Source organism: Paenibacillus sp. J31P190 (genome assembly GCF_059692075.1).
The window spans coordinates 42,022-60,853 of sequence record NZ_JCAUAS010000011.1 but is presented as its reverse complement, the minus strand read 5'-3'; the positions used below and the strand labels follow the sequence as shown (position 1 = coordinate 60,853).

Annotated in this window: 19 protein-coding genes and 1 pseudogene; 14 read left to right on the top strand and 6 right to left on the bottom strand. The window is 42.3% G+C overall.

The window, feature by feature from the left end; translation table 11 throughout:
• The first annotated feature begins 545 nt into the window (after window positions 1-545).
• A complete protein-coding gene (locus tag AC58U0_RS19915) occupies window positions 546-1,367 on the top strand; it encodes an SDR family oxidoreductase (protein ID WP_497380722.1) in 822 nt (273 codons plus the stop codon).
• A 122-nt stretch (window positions 1,368-1,489) separates the two neighbouring features.
• The gene (locus tag AC58U0_RS19910) at window positions 1,490-2,080 is read left to right on the top strand and encodes a TetR/AcrR family transcriptional regulator (RefSeq protein ID WP_497380721.1); all 591 of its coding nucleotides are present in this window, start codon (window positions 1,490-1,492) and stop codon (window positions 2,078-2,080) included.
• Between the two features lie 530 nt (window positions 2,081-2,610).
• Here AC58U0_RS19910 and AC58U0_RS19905 read toward each other — a convergent pair.
• Window positions 2,611-3,522: a LysR family transcriptional regulator gene (locus AC58U0_RS19905; RefSeq protein WP_497380720.1), complete on the bottom strand. Its 912-nt coding sequence runs from the start codon at window positions 3,520-3,522 to the stop codon at window positions 2,611-2,613.
• Between the two features lie 309 nt (window positions 3,523-3,831).
• Between AC58U0_RS19905 and AC58U0_RS19900 the strand changes: the two genes are divergently transcribed.
• Together AC58U0_RS19900 and AC58U0_RS19895 are read left to right on the top strand one after the other, a co-directional pair.
• On the top strand, window positions 3,832-4,410 hold the full coding sequence (locus tag AC58U0_RS19900) for a DJ-1/PfpI family protein (protein ID WP_497380719.1): 579 nt from the start codon (window positions 3,832-3,834) through the stop codon (window positions 4,408-4,410).
• Between the two features lie 500 nt (window positions 4,411-4,910).
• A complete protein-coding gene (locus tag AC58U0_RS19895) occupies window positions 4,911-5,417 on the top strand; it encodes an AAA family ATPase (RefSeq protein ID WP_497380717.1) in 507 nt (168 codons plus the stop codon).
• A 143-nt stretch (window positions 5,418-5,560) separates the two neighbouring features.
• Here the strand turns inward: AC58U0_RS19895 and AC58U0_RS19890 are convergent, their stop codons facing one another.
• The gene (locus AC58U0_RS19890; protein WP_497380716.1) at window positions 5,561-5,857 is read right to left on the bottom strand and encodes an SRPBCC domain-containing protein; all 297 of its coding nucleotides are present in this window, start codon (window positions 5,855-5,857) and stop codon (window positions 5,561-5,563) included.
• 260 nt (window positions 5,858-6,117) lie between these two features.
• On the opposite strand from AC58U0_RS19890, the gene AC58U0_RS19885 reads away from it, so the two are divergent.
• Genes AC58U0_RS19885 through AC58U0_RS19875 form a run of 3 tightly spaced genes read left to right on the top strand, consistent with a single transcriptional unit; the run spans window position 6,118 to window position 9,947 of the window.
• The gene (locus AC58U0_RS19885; RefSeq protein ID WP_497380715.1) at window positions 6,118-7,632 is read left to right on the top strand and encodes a spore germination protein; all 1,515 of its coding nucleotides are present in this window, start codon (window positions 6,118-6,120) and stop codon (window positions 7,630-7,632) included.
• 1 nt (window position 7,633) lies between these two features.
• Window positions 7,634-8,824: a Ger(x)C family spore germination protein gene (locus AC58U0_RS19880; protein ID WP_497380714.1), complete on the top strand. Its 1,191-nt coding sequence runs from the start codon at window positions 7,634-7,636 to the stop codon at window positions 8,822-8,824.
• A 31-nt stretch (window positions 8,825-8,855) separates the two neighbouring features.
• On the top strand, window positions 8,856-9,947 hold the full coding sequence (locus AC58U0_RS19875) for a GerAB/ArcD/ProY family transporter (protein ID WP_497380713.1): 1,092 nt from the start codon (window positions 8,856-8,858) through the stop codon (window positions 9,945-9,947).
• Between the two features lie 162 nt (window positions 9,948-10,109).
• Here AC58U0_RS19875 and AC58U0_RS19870 read toward each other — a convergent pair whose 3' ends face one another.
• From AC58U0_RS19870 to AC58U0_RS19860, 3 genes are all read right to left on the bottom strand, one after another.
• A complete protein-coding gene (locus AC58U0_RS19870; RefSeq protein ID WP_497380712.1) occupies window positions 10,110-10,478 on the bottom strand; it encodes a nuclear transport factor 2 family protein in 369 nt (122 codons plus the stop codon).
• 103 nt (window positions 10,479-10,581) lie between these two features.
• On the bottom strand, window positions 10,582-10,923 hold the full coding sequence (locus AC58U0_RS19865) for an antibiotic biosynthesis monooxygenase family protein (RefSeq protein ID WP_497380711.1): 342 nt from the start codon (window positions 10,921-10,923) through the stop codon (window positions 10,582-10,584).
• Window positions 10,924-11,265: 342 nt separating this feature from the next.
• A complete protein-coding gene (locus AC58U0_RS19860; protein WP_497380710.1) occupies window positions 11,266-11,613 on the bottom strand; it encodes a winged helix-turn-helix transcriptional regulator in 348 nt (115 codons plus the stop codon).
• A gap of 236 nt (window positions 11,614-11,849) precedes the next feature.
• On the opposite strand from AC58U0_RS19860, the pseudogene AC58U0_RS19855 reads away from it, so the two are divergent.
• From AC58U0_RS19855 to AC58U0_RS19835, 5 genes and pseudogenes are all read left to right on the top strand, one after another.
• Window positions 11,850-12,210, top strand: a pseudogene (locus AC58U0_RS19855) (NADPH-dependent FMN reductase family protein).
• 79 nt (window positions 12,211-12,289) lie between these two features.
• Window positions 12,290-12,748: a cupin domain-containing protein gene (locus AC58U0_RS19850; protein ID WP_497380709.1), complete on the top strand. Its 459-nt coding sequence runs from the start codon at window positions 12,290-12,292 to the stop codon at window positions 12,746-12,748.
• 534 nt (window positions 12,749-13,282) lie between these two features.
• A complete protein-coding gene (locus AC58U0_RS19845; RefSeq protein ID WP_497380708.1) occupies window positions 13,283-14,602 on the top strand; it encodes an MFS transporter in 1,320 nt (439 codons plus the stop codon).
• A 58-nt stretch (window positions 14,603-14,660) separates the two neighbouring features.
• Window positions 14,661-15,863 carry a macrolide family glycosyltransferase gene (locus AC58U0_RS19840; RefSeq protein ID WP_497380707.1) on the top strand — a complete coding sequence of 401 codons (1,203 nt, stop codon included), beginning with the start codon at window positions 14,661-14,663 and terminating at the stop codon, window positions 15,861-15,863.
• Between the two features lie 198 nt (window positions 15,864-16,061).
• On the top strand, window positions 16,062-16,508 hold the full coding sequence (locus tag AC58U0_RS19835; RefSeq protein WP_497380706.1) for a GNAT family N-acetyltransferase: 447 nt from the start codon (window positions 16,062-16,064) through the stop codon (window positions 16,506-16,508).
• A 165-nt stretch (window positions 16,509-16,673) separates the two neighbouring features.
• Here AC58U0_RS19835 and AC58U0_RS19830 read toward each other — a convergent pair whose 3' ends face one another.
• The gene (locus tag AC58U0_RS19830) at window positions 16,674-17,552 is read right to left on the bottom strand and encodes a sigma-70 family RNA polymerase sigma factor (RefSeq protein WP_497380705.1); all 879 of its coding nucleotides are present in this window, start codon (window positions 17,550-17,552) and stop codon (window positions 16,674-16,676) included.
• Window positions 17,553-17,801: 249 nt separating this feature from the next.
• Here AC58U0_RS19830 and AC58U0_RS19825 point away from each other — a divergent pair, with 249 nt between their 5' ends.
• Both AC58U0_RS19825 and AC58U0_RS19820 read left to right on the top strand, forming a co-directional pair.
• Window positions 17,802-18,227, top strand: coding sequence for a VOC family protein (locus AC58U0_RS19825; RefSeq protein ID WP_497380704.1), 426 nt, complete (start codon window positions 17,802-17,804; stop codon window positions 18,225-18,227).
• Between the two features lie 38 nt (window positions 18,228-18,265).
• On the top strand, window positions 18,266-18,616 hold the full coding sequence (locus AC58U0_RS19820; protein ID WP_497380703.1) for a DoxX family protein: 351 nt from the start codon (window positions 18,266-18,268) through the stop codon (window positions 18,614-18,616).
• Window positions 18,617-18,832 lie beyond the last annotated feature (216 nt).

The window sequence follows — 18,832 nt, the reverse complement described above, 5'->3', positions numbered from 1 at the left end:
GGAGGATGAGGGCAATGATGATTGAGGTTGAAGTTGAGGTTGTAGATGATTTTGTGAACCTGTTCATTTCGAATGAGAAGGTTCACGAAAATATATTCTCGGGGATTTACCAGTTTATCGACAAAGGCACATGGCGTTTCTTCCGCACTGTTCCGCAATTTAGAAGGAACATCGGGGAGGCCCCGTTATCAACGGTAAAACGTCACATTTGTGGCAACTGTATCACGGGAATCATGCTCTCGTCTTTTACTTTTAAGAGGCGGGAGCTTTTTTATTTTAGCTTGTCAAAATCGGTTGACAAGAACTTGAGGACATTCCCGATTTTGACAAGAACGTTATGACATCCCGACGGATCGCGCTACTAGATATGGATGGCTATGTAATCTTGGGCAAGTTAGTTGCAGGTTGAGCGGGCAGAATAGTTCCAATATGTGGTGAAGTATTTGACAAAAAACGAATCCTGTATCACAATAGAATGAACATTCGATCTAAACCATTTAATTGGAATAGAATGAACGTTCAATTTATAATTTGGAGGTATTAACATGAGTAAAACAGTTTTTATTACGGGAACCAGTTCAGGTTTGGGAAAACTTACGGCGATTAGGTTCGCTGAAATGGGCTGGAACGTAGCTGCAACCATGCGTACACCCGACAAAGAAACGGAGCTTACCGGTTACGATAATATCAAAATTTTCAAACTGGACGTCACCAATGTGCATGAAGTTCAAACATCGGTAGATCAAGCCATTGCCGCGTTCGGTAAGATCGACGTCGTCATCAATAATGCAGGTATGGGCACTTACGGTCCGTTGGAATTAGCCCAAGAGGAAGCGATCGACTGGCAATTCGCCGTTAATACGCGAGGACCGATCAATGTCATTCGTAAATTTATACCACATTTCAGAGCCAATGGCGGAGGCATGTTCATCAATATTAGCTCTTTCATGGGAATCACGACAGCGGTGCCGCTCGGATCTCTCTATAATATGTCGAAATTTGCTTTGGAAGGACTGACGGAAGGTCTTTATTACGAACTGAAGCCGTTGAATATCGAGCTTAGATTGATCGAGCAGGGAGGTTCTACAGGAAATAATTTCAAGAACAGTATCACTTGGAACCGAGATGATAACATACATGATTACGATAATCTGATGACGAAAGTGCAGAATTTAATGAATCATGCGGAATCCAGCTCAATATTGGATGATCCTCAGATTATCACGGATGCCATAGCCGCTTTGGCGACTGGAGAGAGCAATAAATTTCGCACTGTCATCGGAACAGCAGGCAATGATCTGATGGCGCTTAGAAATTCTGTGTCCATAGAAGAATATTTGGAGACGATCGCTAAGAATTATAGGTAAGCCCATTATGAAACGCTTCGTCATAACGCCAGGTCGGTCTGACAATCTTGACTACGGATTGTATGAGGTGTATGTTAGATTAGAATGATCATTCGATCTTATGGTGGGAGCGGGATAACCTAATGTTTGAGAACTATAACAAGGTGCAGCAGGCTGTCCTTGAAACAACACTTAACATCATCATCCGAAAGGAATTACAGGCTACCTCAATGGCGCTTATCGCCAAGGAGTCTGGTGTATCGACTGGGAATATTTATCATTATTTCAAAAGTAAAGAAGATATCGTTAACGAATTGTATAGAGCCATTGTTACGTTTAACGGAGAGTATGTGCGAGGAGGCTTGCTGAAGGGCACAACGATTCGTGAAAAGTTTGAATTAGGTTGGAATCGGGTTATCGAATTGGGGAAACAATATCCTCAGGGCTTTCAATTTATTGAGCAGTATTCGTTCTCGCCTTACATTTACGAAGAGGTAAAGCAAGAAGTCTATACCGGCGGATGGTGTGGACCAATGAACGAGTTATATGAAGAAGCCATTCAGGAGAAGCTATTTATCCCGATGAATCCGAAAATGATGGTGCAGATGCATTACGGCACATTTGTTTATATGTTGAAGGCCCATCTACACGGAATCTTTGAGTTAAGCAGTGAGAGCGTCAGTAGTGCAATCCGTTCGTGTTGGAATGCTGTAACTCTTAGAGATGTAACATAGGTAGTTGGCCAAAAGCCGCCCTCAAAGGAAGTTCGATATCAACCTTTGAGGGCGGCTTTCTGTTTTTAAGGGTGGGCATAGTCGCCATTGGACGGATAATTCTCGTCAACTTCAAGCGGGTCAAGAACAATTCGGCATCATATTTGTCGGGTGACAAGATCTCATTCCCGACGAGACTCATTGAAGAGGATATAACAAAATCGAAGGCACACCTGCCTAGGGGTTAAGCTGATGGAAGATTTACGCAACAGCGCCATGTGCATTGGACGGAATAGCGTGCTCAGGAAGCATATTTGACGAGGACTGGTAAGGATTTTATTTATAAAACAGAATGTTCTTAAGAGTCATTTGAAAATAAAAGTGGATTGAACTAACGGAAACCAATAGCGTAATAAGTATAGCAACTAAAAGGGAGCTGCCGAGGTAGCTCCTTCGCCTTTTTCGCCGTTATGACCGTTAAGGTGAACCCTATCATAAAAAATTTGTTGGGAAAAGTGAGGGAGGGTTGAGGAGAGTGTGAGTCTATCCCCTCAAGGAATACCCATACCTAGATACTTTTCTGCATAACGCATAAAAATATCGGCTGCCGGCGAGAGATAACGTCCCTCGAAGGAAAAGATGGCCACTGAACGAGATAGAGGAAGATCCAGTGGGATAATCGAAATAGATGGCCCTGGCGTCTCTGCCATCAGCCTAGGGAGTATCGAAATCCCGAGGCCTTCTGCCACCAGTATCCGCGGAGAAGCGCATTCGTAGGTAATGTTTGGCTCAAAACCCTCTCTGATGCACGCCGCATATACAAGTGAACGTAACCTCGATCCCTCTTTAAAAGATACAAACGATTCTTCCCTTAATTCCCGGATAGAAACCGCTTTATGTTTCTCCAGCGGATGACCCTTAGCAACGGCAAGAACTAACTCGTCATTATACAGCGATTTCGCACAAATTCCAGACGGAGGATTTGAATCTTCCAACTGTGGAAAATGTTTATCATCCCATTCATGTGCAAGAGCGAGATCCAATTCGCCCTTCTTAAGTGCCTCAAGAAGCGATCTGGTTGTATTCTCCCTTATAAATACTTTAATCCCCGGATACTCAATCCCGAAGGTTGCCAGCATTCGTGGTAGTCTGGTTTGCACTACGGATTCTAGCGCACCTACAGTTACCTTCCCTCTTAGCTGGTTGTTGAATCCTTTGGCTGAATCTTTGGCCCGTTCCGCCTCAGCTAATGTTTTTTCTGCACCAATAAAAAATATCTTTCCTGCCTCGGTAAGCGCTACACCGCGGGCAGAGCGGTCAAACAGCCTTACGCCAAGTTCTCGTTCCAGGTTTTTGATTTGCTGCGAGAGCGCCGGTTGGGCGACTTTCAGCCGTTCAGCCGCTCGTGTTAAATTGTTCAATCTCGCGACTTCAACGAAGTAAGCTAATTGTCTGAACTCCATATTTCCGAGATCACCTAATTTTCAAGATATAAGTAAATCATATTGCTACAATAACATATATGTCTTTTTCTTATCAATTTAACTGTAGTAAAGTAATCATCAACAAAAGCACAGTTTGATTTTCTTGGGAATGGAGGTTAATAGATGAAGCCGGCAATCATGAGAAAATTTTAAAAGAAGCATCTGATAATTATATAGAAATTTTGTTATAAAAGAAGAAAAAAATTGGGAATTGTAAACTCGTAAAGATGCGCTATACTGGGGAATTGGTATTATTTCCCAAAAAAAGGTGAGAGGGGCTGTTTACTAATGAAAATAGCTATCATTTGCTTTGATGATTTTACGGATCTTGATGTGTTCCTGCCTTGGGATTTGTTGAATAGAGTGCGATTGGTCGGTGGTATCGCCGATTGGGAAGTAAAGCTGCTGGGGACCGCATCTTCGCATGTATCTATGGCGGGATTAAGAATCCCCATGCATGGGATGGTTGAGGAGGCGAATACATTGGATGCCGTCCTGTTCGCAAGCGGAAGAGGGGTGCAACCCTTGTTCAAGGACCCGGCTTATCTAAGCCGATTTCAACTTTCTCCGGATCGGCAATTGATCGGATCCATGTGTTCGGGTGCTTTGGTCTTGGGAGCTTTGGGTTATTTGACAGGAAAGAGGGCTACCACTTATCCGACTGCGGCCGGACAGTTAGCCGCGTTTGGCGTAGAGGTCGTTAACGAGAGCTTTGTAAATAACGGAAACATTAGCACGGCTGCCGGGTGTTTGGCCGGACAAGATTTGTCCGCTTGGGTGATTGATTCTTTGATGGGGAATGAAATGACCCAGCGTGTTCTGGAGACGGTTCAGCCTGTCGGCCAGGGGCTTGAGATTGCTTTGTAATTATGAAATTAAGGTTTTAAGAATAACCGCCAATCGGCGGTTATTCTTATTTATAAATTGCGGTTGGGTATGGATTTAAGGGGTTTAAGGGGTATGGATATATGTTCTTGTCTTTTAAGGATATATATTCTTGTCCAACGACAACAAACGATGAAGGAGCTGCCACGGCAGCTCCTTCTTACATGTTCATAAAATAATAGATTTTTTACATATGTCCAGTTCGGCTAAAGGGCAGGATAGTTCCAGATTGATGTATATTTTTCAGGGGCAAAGTTGCGGTTTTATCGAAACACAGAACGATAGCTTAAAAAGCAGCAAGCGAAGGCCATGATCCCGATCCGGCCGCCGTCACCGACGCGACCATGTGCGTGCAGCTATTGTCTGAAATACCTAAATTTTCTAACTAACGGACAGATCAGTCAATACGTGGAAGGATATTGAAGCTGTTTTACAGAAATAAGGAATAACATCTTTTACAAAAAGCGGTGATCCATCTGAACATGATTATTCCGAACAAAATACATATTATAGGCTCAGTCGGGAGCGGAAAAACCACACTTGCTAGAAATTTATCGCGTGAGTACAGCGTTCCTTACTATGAATTAGATAACGTGGTTTGGATAAGGCATGGATCTGAAGATATTAGAAGATCTGACGAAGAAAGAGACGAGTACTTAGACAATATTATCCGTTCGGAACGTTGGATTATAGAAGGTGCTCATAGCCATGATTGGGTTTTCAAAAGTTTCCAGAATGCTGATTTAATCATTTTCTTGGACACCCCGTACGCGTTAAGAATAATTAGGATTACAAGAAGATTTATCTTGCAAAAACTAGGGATCGAAAAAGCGAACTATAAACCAACATTTCATATTTTCATGAAGATGTTCGAATGGAATGCTGGATTCGAGAAACAAAGTAAACCGATGATCTTGAATATGCTCAATCAGGATAAAATAAAGTCTCTGATTTTAAAGGATAACAGTATGATTTTGGGGAGGGATTAAGAAGAAGTAGATAAAATAGCCCTATTTTCGATTGCTACTAATTGCAAGCCCTCCAGATAACAAATAACTGTTTTCGTTAGATCCTTATGCTAACGGAGAACAAAAACAAGGAGCAGATCTGCCGCGGCAGCTGCTCCTTGTTTTTATTGAGGGACGGGCAGGATAGAGTTTGCAGGGGTGTCATCTGTGCCGGAGAGACCGCTCCAGTAGTCATACGAGAGAACTTTGGCAGCTTCCAACTCCAATAGATGTCCTTTATCTTCGAAAACTTTACCATCCCAACTGAAGGAAAAGGAAATCGGATGGCCGATCTTCCAATCAGTCTTGATGGTGACTCCCAGCCATTGTTTAATAAAATAAGGGTCAGTTAAGACATTCCAAACAGTCTCTGCTGCTGCAACAATTTCTCTTTGTTTGTCAATGGATAACATGTTGCTCATAATCTCAAACCTTTCTTTATTAAATTTAGGTCAATATAATCGTTCCAATATGAAATATTACAGCATGAGGAAGGGGAAGTATCGTAAAAAGCGACAGGAGGTAAAATAATGGACTTTTAAGGTAGTGGCTTGATTTTAACTACCCAGAATCCGTAATGGCAAGAGAGGACTTTTCAATAGATCATTCAGTCCTACATACATGAAACAATAGGAAACTGGGTAATTTAGGAATACTATTATTTTGTTAGGGAGGGGGATACATGCTGTCGTTTCTATGGCAAAGTCTTTGGAAGGGAACTGAACTAAAAACGGAGAAAACCTTTGAAGAAAGTTCGCATCAGGACAATAAGGATCTGTTGGGTCAGAATTTAAAGGAAAACGAGCAAACGCTAAGGGGAGTATTTAAATATTGTTCGGATGTGGTGTTTCGTTTGATCCCCAATGATGACCAGCCCGAAATTATGATTATATACGTGGATGGTCTAGTGGACACAAAAGTGTTGGAGCAATCCATATTAAGACCCATAATGCTAAAAGATAGTTCGGTAGCACAAGGGATACAATGGAACTTTGGAAAATTAATCGAAGAACACCTTATCTTCATTGGACAAACTAAGATCGTTAAAAATGTTCAAGAGGTAGTTAATGAAGTATTTAAAGCCCATGTTGCAATATTAGCTGAAGGTGAAGGCAAGGCATTGTTAGCTGATGCTAGTGGTTTCGATAAACGTGCCATAGATGAGTCAAAAGTAGAGAACGTTATCCAGGGTCCAAGGGACAGCTTCACTGAGACTTTGCGTACCAATACTATGCTTTTAAGACGAAGAATTCCCAGCTCTCGATTAAAAATGGAATCTTTCACGATCGGAGAATTAACTCGGACAGATATAGCCCTAGCTTATGTTGAAGGACTTGCGGCCCCTGCTTTGTTAGAAGAAGTACGGCAAAGACTCCATCGTGTTCGACTACAGGGGATTTTGGATTCCTCCTACATTGAAGAATATATTCAGGACAACCCAAGGTCACCTTTCCCTCAAGTTCAGAAAACGGATCGCCCGGACACAACGGTAGCAAGTCTTCTGGAAGGTAAAGTTGCGGTCCTAGTCGATTGCACCCCAGCCGTGCTGATTCTTCCTGCAACGTTATGGGTTGGTATACAGTCTGCGGATGACTATTATGAACGATTCGATTTTGTCGTTGCCAGAAAAGTTGTGAGATACGCCATGATGGTCATTTCTCTGATCCTCCCAGCGTTATATGTTTCCTTATCAACTTACAATCCGGATTTGTTACCTGGATCGCTTTATATTAGCATTGGAACGGCTCGCGAAAAGTCCCCTTTTCCGACAGTCATTGAAGTAGTTATCATGGACTTCGTGTTTGAAGGTTTGCAGGAAGCGGGTATTCGTATGCCATCTCAGCTTGGTCCAATAGTTAGCATCGTTGGAGCACTCGTAGTCGGCGAAGCCGCTGTGAGAGCCAACATCATATCTGCGCCAATAGTTATTGTCATAGCGTTAACTGGAATAGCCTCATACGGAATTCCTCGTTATGGGTTTTCAATTCCGTTTCGGCTTCTTCGTTTTGTTCTTGTTATTTTAGCGGGGATATATGGATTATATGGGCTCTCTATAGGTTTGATAGCTATTCTAATCCATTTAGTGACCCTGGAATCGTTCGGAACACGCTATCTTTCACCGATTGCACCGCTCAATTTTAAACATTTGAAAGATGTCTTCCTTCGAACAACACGTTGGCCGCGGAGGAATTCCTAATATGATGAAAAGCATAAATCTAAAGATTTGCCTGGCATACGCCATCGTGTTTGTTATATTACTGTCTGTTACTACAGGGTGCTGGGATATGGTTGAGCCCAATCAACGTTCCGTTTGGGTTGGAACAGGACTTGATTGGGCTCCTGAAGGGCACCTCCAACTCAGCGCGCAAATTGCCATACCTAAAGCTGCAGGGGAAGCTGGAGGCGGTGGAGGAGGCGGTAAGGACGAAACTTATTTAGTGAAATCGGCAACAGGCAAAAATTTAGAAGATACTTTTCAAAGAATACAAGCAAAATTGTCGCGAAAAGTATTCCTTGGACAACGGGATGTGATCTTCATTGGGGAAGAATTGGCCATGCACGGTTTTAAGAAGATGCTTGATGAATTTGGCCGCAACCCGATTAGTAATATTCGAGCAAAACTATTTTTTATTAAAGGTGCAAGTGCTTATAGTTTTCTCAAAGAAAGAGCGGAACTTGAGCAATTTTCATCTATTGAAGCCATACGTCAAATCCATTTCAATGGAATTAAAGACAAAATGACCACGATGCTCTATTTCAAGGAGGTCATGAAACGTGACGGAATGAGACCCATTTTACAAGTCATCAGTTCCAAAAACGGTGCAAATAATAGGCAAAAGTCGAAAGCAGAAGGAGAAATCTCAACCACCCGTGAAATTGCATTATTCAATAAATCATTACATTCAGTTGGTTTTTTGCAGGAAGAGGAAGCCATCGCGGCGCTTTGGGCGTCTGGGTACCTCGAGACTCAGATGATAACGGAAAATATGACTAGAGGAGGCGGTCTTGCTACCTTTGATTTACATCATCTAGGGCGTCATATTGAATCTACGCTAATAGGAGATACCATAAAAGTAAGCCTTAACTTGAGTGGTAAGGGGCTACTGGATGAAAACGATACCAATCTGGATTTAATAAAAAAATCGGACATCCAGGCATTGGAGGAAGAATTCAACGAGAAAACCAAACAACGAGTTGCCAATGTGATTAAAATGGTTCAGAAGAAGTATGGCACCGATGTTTTTGGGTTTGGTGAAGACATTCATCGCAGATTCCCGGATCAATGGAAACACATGAAAGATGACTGGGATAAGCGTTTTCCCGAGGTAGAAGTTACAGTTAACAGCGATATTTCCTTACGCCATATTGGTGAAAAACGCTCCAAATAACGTTCTTTTATGTAATGAAGGGAGTTATTTCGTGAAGATCTCGGGCAATCAGTTGTTTTGGATCATGTTTTGCTTTCAAGTGCATTATGCACTGACTCCGGCTCTACTTTATGGAAAACAAGACGCATGGATCATTTGTGTGTTAGGTGGAATTGGAGCGGTGTTCCTTACAATTATAATAGTAAAGGTTAGTTTGATGTCGCAAGATGAATCCTTCGTTGTATATTGTCAGAAGTTGTTAGGTAAATGGTTGGGAAAGGGCATTGTCCTTATCTATTTACTTGTCTGGTTCATGCTAACCGTCGTAACTCTTAGAGAATGGGCGGATTATGTCTTTCTCAAATTGTTACCCAAAACACCAATATTTATGGTAGTGTTACCCATCATTCTTCTTGTGATTTACGTAAACCTGAAAGGGGGAATTACTGCTATTGGCTTTTGCAGTCAAATCATAGGGCCTTTATATTTCCTCATCAGCTTCATACCGTTTTTCCTGATGTTTGGAATTATAGATTGGACGAATCTGCAGCCGGTCTATTCAGATACGGGGTGGCAAAATTTAATGAGAGGAACTATACCCACTCTAGCTAACATCATGGGAGGAACCATGATTCCGTTAATGGTAACTGGATTAAATTCTGAACCTAAGAAAGTGACAAAAGGGGCTTTATGGGCAATAGGATTATCGTCTTTATGGGTCATACTTGCTTCAGTGGCCACCGTATTGGTGTTAGGCGCTCATCAAGCACCAGAGCTGTTCATTCCCTGGGTTGACACTATTCGATCAATCTCCATCCTTAATTTCATTCAAAATGTGGATGCCTTTGCTGTATGTATTTACGCCTTCGCCCATTTTATATCCATATCTGCAAGTTTGTTCGGGACAAGTTATGGATTTGCTCAATGGTTCAATGTGAAGAACTGGAAGAGGGCTGTATGGCTTGTTGCTATTTCTGCATTCCTATGTGTTCTCTTAACGTCCGACATCGGCCACATCACAAACGCATACAGAAAATCGGTCTGGATATCCTGGGTATTGCCTTTTAATATGGTTGGCGTTCCTCTCTTATTATTGCTAGTTGGTAGCATTAAGAAATGGCGAGTTCATAGCGGCAAGTCATAAAAGAGAATAAGTGAGCGATTGCTAGCGAACCCTTTTAACATTTCAATAATTAATCTAAGCGCACAATAAAGAAGAGTCGCCTTTGAGACGGGCGGCTCTTCTAAAATCATGGGGATTATTAATAAATAAACTCCTGTAATCCGGTTCTTGAATGAAGAGGATTTATTCGCCGGGAGTTTCAATAAATACAGTCATGGAATGGATCAAACCATTTTCAACGAGCATGAAATCCTGCCCGGTGATAGTTTTTGGCTGGTCAGACGGTCCGTAATACCAACTAGTTCTAGCATGGCCATGGTGCTCATCTAAAGATCCAGGAATTATAGTGAAACCAAACCCCGGAAATTTCCCTTGTACTTCATCGATCAAATCCATGAGAGCATCGTGGCCAACGAATACATCTGCATAGAAAGGGTCATACACGCGGCAGTTCTCCGAGTATACCTCGGCGATTGCCTTTCTTCTTTTTTCGGGGCTTGTTTCACTCCAGATTTCGATGTGTTTTTGTATTAACTCATGTATTGTGCTCATTCGTAATATCTCCCGACATCAAAATTCACAAAGTGAAGCAGTATCATTTTCGCGGAGCTGTTGTGCAGGCGGTGTAGGTTAGAATGCATATTTTGTTGTTTAATTAACGAGTCACATTTGTTAGTTTGCTTCCCCATTCACCGATAGGTTCAAGCCAGCTTACTATTCTATCATCAATTAAGCTTGTAAGTGCCCCTTCGTACTCAGTACGATAAGACTTGGGAAGCTCTTCTTCTATCCAACTATCTCTAGTGCCTTGCCAAATCTCATAGATGACAAGATCATGGGGATTATCTAGATCATCAGAGACAATTGCATTTACAAAAGTAGGTTCATTTCTAAAATTGTTAATCATTGCAAAGAGACTGTCGCGGAATGTCTCTTTCTTACCGGGTTTTATTTTAAAACGGATATTGAGAATGACTTGATTTAAATTTGTGGACATAATCACACACTCCTTGGATTTGTATATTTTTTTTCATGCTTTCGTAGCTACAAGTGCCATTATGGATCAAAAGTAACAATAAAAAAAGTACATACTTTTTGGTGATATAGTAACTGAAAAGTGATATTTGAGGCCTAATATATGCAAAATCTTAATTGGAAAATTTTACGGGCAAACTGAGGCACAACAATGTTTACTAGTTGTCTTTAATATTATTATTTGGAAATGTAAGAAGGAGTATACCTAGGTTATATGACCATGTATGAAATGAAAATCCCAAAGGATGTCATCGTAAAAATGACATCCTTTGGGAAAGCAGTACATGGATATATTATTATTTTCTTAATCTATATACAAAATTTGATACTCACCTTGAGCAAACGTTTTCTCTGCATAATTTCCTCCCCAACTGCAGAGCTCTCTCAGGATTGGTTCAAGCGATTGACCAAGTTCTGTAGTTGAATATTCAACTTTAGGAGGCACTTGATTGTACATCTTCCTACGTATGAGTCCGTCAGTTTCTAGTTCTCGAAGTGTTTGAATGAGCATTTTTTGAGAAATACTGTGCACAAGTTTTTTTAATTCACTTGTTCGTTTAGGGCCTTTTATCAAATAATACAAAATAAGTCCCTTCCATTTCCCTCCGATTATCTCCAAAGAAACCTCTAGGTCACAATAATAAGTTTTCATGTTTGATAACCATCTCCCGATTTCAATTATCACTTTTCCGTTACTATATAACAAAAAGGTGCGTACTTTTCAAAATGTTACTTTTGATTCATAATAGCATTTGTTCGCGGACAAGAATAGTACAAGCTTTAATCATATAATTTCAAATACTAGTTAACCACGAGGAGAGAAGATCATTCATGTCGATCGTATTATACGTAACTGCACATCCACTAGATGATCGTGTATCCTAAAGTTTGGCTGTAGGGCACGAGTTTATTCAGGCATACCGTGAAGCAAATCCTAAAGATGAAGTTATTCATCTAGATCTATATAAAATGGATATACCGCAAATTGACGCTGAAGTACTCAAAGGCTGGGGACTATTGCGAGGTGGTGCTTGTAGGATTAGCATCTGACAAAAAGCTGTTGCATATTCAGGCTTCCGGTAGCGTACTCTCTGAAGGGCCTGCGGCAGGCTTCGAATTTAGCCATCGCTACCTGACAGCTATTTCGACATTCAATGGTATTCCTTCAATTAAGGAGAACGCCATTCAACAAGCAATTAACTGGCCCAAAGCTTCTAAATTGACACATTTGGCGGCGTGCAGCGTATGACTGCGGCAACTAGCATTGTGCATTCTGAGATGAATCCGGTGAAGATAAAAATTTATGTTTAAATAGGAGGTTAATATTTATGTCAACATTTTTGGATGTAATGGGACCACGTATTCAACTCTTAACGGAGTTATCAGAAAATAGGGATTATTCCATTATGAAGGCTGAAGTTCCACCAGGTGTTATTGTTCCTGTTCACAGTCATGGAGATCGCGAAACCTTTGTTGTTCTCTCAGGTGAACTCGAAGCTTTCACGGAAGACAGTTGGAAAGCTGTTAAGGCTGGTGATACTGTTGATATTCCGGGAAATGTAAAGCACGCTTGGAGAAATTCCTCTAACGAAATAGTAACATTGTTAGTCGTATCGACTGTGAGAATGGGAGAATTTTTTAATGAAATTGGCCGTCCCGTTGATACTGTACCACCGGGCCCTCCGGCGCCAGATGTTTTACAACATTTTGTTGAAGTAGCTTTAGCTTATGGCTATTGGCTGGGTACCCCCGACGATAATGCTTCGATTGGTATCTCGCTGGGCTAATACTTTTCAACTGGAAAAGAAAAGAGCTTTTGCAAAATGTTCGGCGCTGATAAGCACCTACTATTGGTTATTGTGTCAGCTATTAAAACGAAGGAAGCCTGCTCTAAAAAGCGGGTTTCCTTTTTTTGTCCCCGTTCTCGATTCTCCATGGCCAATGTAAAGTCTAGCAGCAACCGAAATAGACGTCGAGGTTGAAGAAAGCTTTAACCGGACGGAGCGGATTATTGCCGAACCTCCACCGACAAAGAGAAGCTTCATCGCATAGCCGATTTCTCTATGGTGATGTTTGATGTCTCATTGGAGCCCCACCAACGGCGAACTTTGTCACGCTAACGGAGAATAATAGTTCAAATTAAAGGGCAGTTTAATTGAATGAATTAACAAAGTAAGGGAATTGCGTTTCACGATCGAACTATAGCATCTTAGGTTGACTATTATACATCTTGTATATAAAGCGCTTCCAATTGATTAAAACCTTGTTATAATGAGCTCATTAGTGATCTAACACCGACAATTCAGGAGGAGAATATAACTATGACTCAATCCATTGAGCGCGCAAAGACACGAAGCATCACAGGCAACATCTTCAAAGGATCGGTTGGAAATCTGATAGAATGGTACGACTGGTATGTCTATACTGCTTTCGCAGTGTATTTCTCGTCCCAGTTCTTCCCCAAGGGAGATCCGACTAGCCAACTGCTAAACACAGCTGCGATCTTCGCCGTCGGCTTTTTAATGCGCCCGATAGGGAGCCTGCTGCTAGGCCGCTATGCTGATCGTAATGGCCGGCGTGCAGCGCTGACGCTTTCCATCTCCGTCATGGCCGGTGGTTCCCTGATCATTGCCTGCACCCCGAGTTATGGTACCATTGGCGTGCTGGCTCCTATTATTCTGGTTCTTGCTCGTCTGCTCCAAGGGTTGTCGCTAGGTGGAGAGTATGGAACCTCGGCAACGTACTTGTCCGAGATGGCCAGCAGTGGCCGCCGAGGCTTTTACTCGAGCTTCCAGTACGTCACACTTATTGCCGGACAGCTGGTGGCACTGGGGGTGCAGATCATCCTCCAGCAAGTACTCAGTGAACCTGATCTGAAGTCTTGGGGCTGGCGTATTCCTTTCGTCATCGGAGCATTGGGAGCTTTGGCCGTATTATGGCTGCGCCGCACGATGGATGAATCGGAACAGTTTTCAAAAATGAGTTCTGAAAGCCGGGCTAACGCTGGAACGGTTCGGGCTTTGATGAAGCACCCTAAGGCGGTGCTGACAGTAATTGGACTAACACTCGGCGGAACCGTCGCCTTCTATACCTACACGACGTATTTACAGAAGTACATGGTAAATACTGTGGGGCTCCAAAAGGAGGTTGTCAGTTGGATCAACTTTATTGCCCTGCTGGTATTCGTCGTACTTCAGCCGCTTGCTGGCATGTTATCCGACCGGATTGGACGGCGCCCGTTATTGCTCTGTTTTGGAATCTTTGGAACATTGCTGACAGTGCCACTGTTCCTGATCCTGGAGGATGCGAAGAACCCTATAGGTGCTTTTTTGCTTATGCTGGTGGGTCTCATTATTGTCACTGGATATACTTCCATTAATGCAATCGTGAAAGCCGAACTCTTCCCGACAGAAATCCGTGCTCTTGGCGTGGGTTTTCCCTACGGACTCACCGTCGCGGTATTCGGTGGGACTGCGGAGTTCATTGCATTATGGTTCAAGAGCATTGGGGCTGAGTCGCTTTTCTACTATTACGTAGCTGCTTGCATTGCCATTAGTTTTTTCGTCTACTGGCGTATGGGGGAGTCTTCAAAAGTCTCCCAAATCGAAGCAGAACTCGACGCTAGTAAAAAGAAGAAATAATATTGATACTTGAACCAGAGGGAAATGTGGAAGAGGCATACCCTAAGGAGTGGTAGAAATGGCGCGTGTTTTATTTATTAATGGTGGATCAGAGGGACATATCAATCCAACTATTGGTGTTGTGCAAGAGCTTATTTCGCGTGGAGAAGAAGTAGTGTACTTTTCTATAGAAGCTTTTCGGGAGCGTATTGAGAAGACGGGAGCTTCAGTACGAACATTTGACGATCAAAAATTTATAAAAGCCTTTATCTCAGGTGGAAGAGATTATTTACTCGAAAGAATCAACGGTCTTTTACTTACGGCAGATATCGTCATACCTAGCGTTCTTGAACAGATCAAAGATGAGCATTTTGATTACATCATCCATGATTCCATGTTTGGTTGTGGAAGTTTACTTGCTCAAATTCTTAAGCTTCCTGCCATCAACTCTTGTACTTCTTTTGCACAGACAAAAGTTTCATTCGATAAGATGTTGGAACAATTTTCCGTAAAAGTCCCTACAGAAATAGTTAACCCTATAAACAATAAATTTCAAAGCCTGACAGTAATGGTGAAGGAAAAATATGGTGTGGAGATCCATTCTCCTTACGAAGTGTTTTGTAATCCTGCACTACTAACAATCGTTTATACAACAAGGGAGTTTCAACCTTATGGAGAAGCATTCGACCAAACTTATAAATTTGTAGGTCCATCCATCTCTCCACGATTAACGCAAGAAAACTTCGACTTTACTGCAATCAAGGGGAAAAACCCAATTTACATTTCACTGGGTACTGTCTTTAACCAAGCAATCGATTTCTATAAGCTTTGTTTTGAGGCATTTGGGAACATGGATCATACCATCGTCATGTCAATTGGAAATAAAATCCAAATTTCCGACTTAGGGGAAATCCCCAAAAACTTCATCGTAAAAAATTATGTTCCACAAACGGACGTCCTGCAATACACTAAATTATTTATTACACATGGCGGAATGAATAGTACCCATGAAGGCCTCTATTACGGGGTTCCGCTAATTGTAATCCCGCAAAGCGCGGATCAGCCGATCATTGCCGGGCAAGTCGCAGAAATCGGAGCAGGCATTCAATTACATATGCAAAGCTTGACTGCATTTCAACTATCGGAATCCGCAGATCAAGTGTTAAGCCTCTCATCTTTCAAGAAATCTGTTGCGAATATGAGGGAATCCTTTCGAAAAACAGGCGGGTATCATCAAGCTGTTGATGAGATTTTCGAATTTAAAAGTCAATACCATATCTAAATATAAAATTTTCATTTAAATCTTTTCTTGAATCAGGTACCCTTTCCGGCTCTCACACGGGGCATAGAAGCAGCTCTTTTTAATCTGATTGAAGTCATAGGTAGGCTAGTTCAAGAGTAGGGTCTTGCCAAAACATGCAAAAATGTCTAGCATTATTTCAGATGTTCATGCTGATAAGACGAATTGAGGCGTACAAAAATGAGAGAAAAAAACGTTAGGGAAATTAGGGTAACTGATTATCAAGATATTTATTTGTTAAACCAAATCTTTAATCCGAATTTATATTTCTTTTCTGAAGAAAAAGTAAAAGAGAAGATTGAAATCATCACAAAGAAAACAAAAGATATCATCTATGTTTATGAACAACAAAACGAGGTAATTGGTTATATTCATGGTAGCCCATATGAATTGCTTTTTTCTGACTCTTTAGTAAACATCTTAGGATTTGTTGTTAAAGAAGAGTATAGAAATCAAGGTTTAGGCAGCATGTTGATAGGGCGTCTTGAGCAGTGGGCAATGAATAATGGATATTCTGGGATTAAATTGTTATCCCATCCAACTCGATTACATGCTCACCAGTTCTACGAACGACGTGGCTATATGTTTACAAAGGACCAAAAAAATTTTATAAAGAAATTCAATTAGTAATATATAAAGTATTCACACGAACGAGTCATCGGTATAAGTAGTAAAAACATTGTCTACTGAACAAAGCAAAAAAACGCATTGTCTGCGGTCTGCGACAGAGCGTTTTTTTATTTTGTATTTCTATTTTATTGTTATTATCGCTGCTCTTTGAAGCTAGCCCTATCAATCGTTCATTTCTGCTATGTCGAGCTGGCGAAGACGAGTTTGTTCGGCTATCATGTCGATCTCGGTGATCTTCCCATCCACAATCTTGAGTTCGAGTACGAAAAGTAGTCGACCGCGAGGAGCCACGACTGCGCCCACAGATCCATTCACGAGCACCGGCCGTGCACCTTGGGCACGACCAACGAATCCCATGGCCACATCATGCGCACCGTGAACAACTGGCCATGCGGCGACCGGTGGAAATGCAGGGTCGTTTCGGAGCACGACATCGGGGTCTAATACCGTAAGAAGTTTCTCAAAATCTCCTGAGCGCGACGCAGCTAGGAAAGCATCTACTAGCTCCCGTTTTCGCTTGAAATCCTCTGAATCAGCAGTCGTTTTTGCTCCCTGAACCCGACGACGCGCACGACTCGCAAGCTGTCTTGCTGCAACCTCGTTACGCCCTATGATCGGGGCGATGTCCGAGAAAGACAAGGCGAAAATATCGTGCAATACGAACGCAATGCGTTCGGCGGGATTCAAATTTCCGAGGACCATAAGCATCGCAAGACCAACAGAGTCAGCCAGCAGTGCTTCGTGCTCGGGATCGCTTCCATCTTGGCGGCTAGCAACCGGCTCAGGTACACTCACCAGCGTAAGCTCTTCACGCCGCGATTTGCGAGATCGCAACATATCCAGACACACCCTGGAGACTATTGTTGTCAGCCATCCTCCCATATTCTCGACTCCACTCGTATCGGAGCGGCTAAGGCGTATCCATGACTCCTGTACAGCGTCATCCGCTTCGCTCAGAGATCCGAGCATCCGGTAAGACACCGCTTGCAGGTGATTCCGATGCGCCTCGAATTGTTCCAAAAGCCAATGATGATCGTTCATACATTACATCCCTTCCTTCGTTTTCATATTTACTTATATGTCGTATGAAACTCAATAGATGTGACAGAGATGTACGATATCTGCAGTTTTTTCTGAGCTACGCATCTTAAAAAAAATTTCCACCGAATCGGTCACGTTTCCTCACTGACTTCCGACATAGTTAGTGACAAGGGAAATCGGCCACTACGAAATAAGAGGCCACACCGGGTTTCCTGGCAAAAAAACATTTAAACTAAGGAGATGATTGTTGTGAGTACGAGTTTGATCCCTTTTCTTGAAATGAACGGCAGCGCTAATGAGGCTATTGATTTTTACGTGAAAGCGCTGGATGCCAAGGTTGTCTATACGTTGCGATTCGGCGATTTGCCGGGAAATCCGGAATCTCCGCTGCCTCCAGAAAAGAAAGATTTGATAGGCTACGCCATCTTGAAAATCGGCGAATCGGAGCTTCAGCTCACTGATAATGTTACCGGCAGCAGCTACCAGAAGGGAACGCAAGTGACCATAGTTGTTCAAACCAATGACAAAGACAAGGCTACCCAATATTTTGAAGCACTGAAGCAGGGCGGTCAAGTAAATGAGCCGCTGCAGGCAAGTTTTTTCAGCCCCGCTTACGGCAATGTAACAGATAAATTTGGCGTCACGTTCCGAATTCTCACAAGAGGACACCAGTGATCAATCACTGTTACTTAAAATAAAGGGAGGAAATCCTAATGACTGTTCTTTTCATCATTCTTCAAAGCTTGCTGGCCTTATACTATGTATTTTCAGGCACTGCAAAGACCATAGGGGCCAAATATTGGGTCGATATTTTCAACAATCTTGGAATACCACAGTGGTTTCGTGTCGTCACAGGCGTCGTACAGTTAGTCGGTGCCGCTATACTCATCATCGGCTACTGGTATTCAGAGGCGGTCACGTGGGCTTGCATTTGGCTTGGAATTACGATGTTACTGGCGTGTCTCGCGCATTTCAGGGTCAAAGATCCGATCGGCAAAACGGCACCGGCCCTCCTGTTTACTGCGTTAATTATCATGCTAACCATCGTGAATGCGGCGGTCTGATACTTCCCTTTTCTAAAGAAAGCATCATCTAAATTTATTAACTCTTAAACCATGAGCTTGCCCTAAGTCGGGTAAGCCTTTTTGTTTTCTAAGTCGAGGGGTTGAGAGAATAGTAACCCTGTAGTGTTGGCTGATAGCACTTTTGTATTCTCAATGCATCAGGGTTATGAAATCATCTTGCTAGCTTGGTTTCATTCTTATCCAGCCCGGAAGCAA

Coding starts and splice junctions, on each gene's coding strand:
- AC58U0_RS19915 (WP_497380722.1), top strand. CDS start 546: ATGAGTAAAACAGTTTTTATTACGGGAACCAGTTCAGGTTTGGGAAAA.
- AC58U0_RS19910 (WP_497380721.1), top strand. CDS start 1,490: ATGTTTGAGAACTATAACAAGGTGCAGCAGGCTGTCCTTGAAACAACA.
- AC58U0_RS19905 (WP_497380720.1), bottom strand. CDS start 3,522: ATGGAGTTCAGACAATTAGCTTACTTCGTTGAAGTCGCGAGATTGAAC.
- AC58U0_RS19900 (WP_497380719.1), top strand. CDS start 3,832: ATGAAAATAGCTATCATTTGCTTTGATGATTTTACGGATCTTGATGTG.
- AC58U0_RS19895 (WP_497380717.1), top strand. CDS start 4,911: ATGATTATTCCGAACAAAATACATATTATAGGCTCAGTCGGGAGCGGA.
- AC58U0_RS19890 (WP_497380716.1), bottom strand. CDS start 5,857: ATGAGCAACATGTTATCCATTGACAAACAAAGAGAAATTGTTGCAGCA.
- AC58U0_RS19885 (WP_497380715.1), top strand. CDS start 6,118: ATGCTGTCGTTTCTATGGCAAAGTCTTTGGAAGGGAACTGAACTAAAA.
- AC58U0_RS19880 (WP_497380714.1), top strand. CDS start 7,634: ATGATGAAAAGCATAAATCTAAAGATTTGCCTGGCATACGCCATCGTG.
- AC58U0_RS19870 (WP_497380712.1), bottom strand. CDS start 10,478: ATGAGCACAATACATGAGTTAATACAAAAACACATCGAAATCTGGAGT.
- AC58U0_RS19865 (WP_497380711.1), bottom strand. CDS start 10,923: ATGTCCACAAATTTAAATCAAGTCATTCTCAATATCCGTTTTAAAATA.
- AC58U0_RS19860 (WP_497380710.1), bottom strand. CDS start 11,613: ATGAAAACTTATTATTGTGACCTAGAGGTTTCTTTGGAGATAATCGGA.
- AC58U0_RS19850 (WP_497380709.1), top strand. CDS start 12,290: ATGTCAACATTTTTGGATGTAATGGGACCACGTATTCAACTCTTAACG.
- AC58U0_RS19845 (WP_497380708.1), top strand. CDS start 13,283: ATGACTCAATCCATTGAGCGCGCAAAGACACGAAGCATCACAGGCAAC.
- AC58U0_RS19840 (WP_497380707.1), top strand. CDS start 14,661: ATGGCGCGTGTTTTATTTATTAATGGTGGATCAGAGGGACATATCAAT.
- AC58U0_RS19835 (WP_497380706.1), top strand. CDS start 16,062: ATGAGAGAAAAAAACGTTAGGGAAATTAGGGTAACTGATTATCAAGAT.
- AC58U0_RS19830 (WP_497380705.1), bottom strand. CDS start 17,552: ATGAACGATCATCATTGGCTTTTGGAACAATTCGAGGCGCATCGGAAT.
- AC58U0_RS19820 (WP_497380703.1), top strand. CDS start 18,266: ATGACTGTTCTTTTCATCATTCTTCAAAGCTTGCTGGCCTTATACTAT.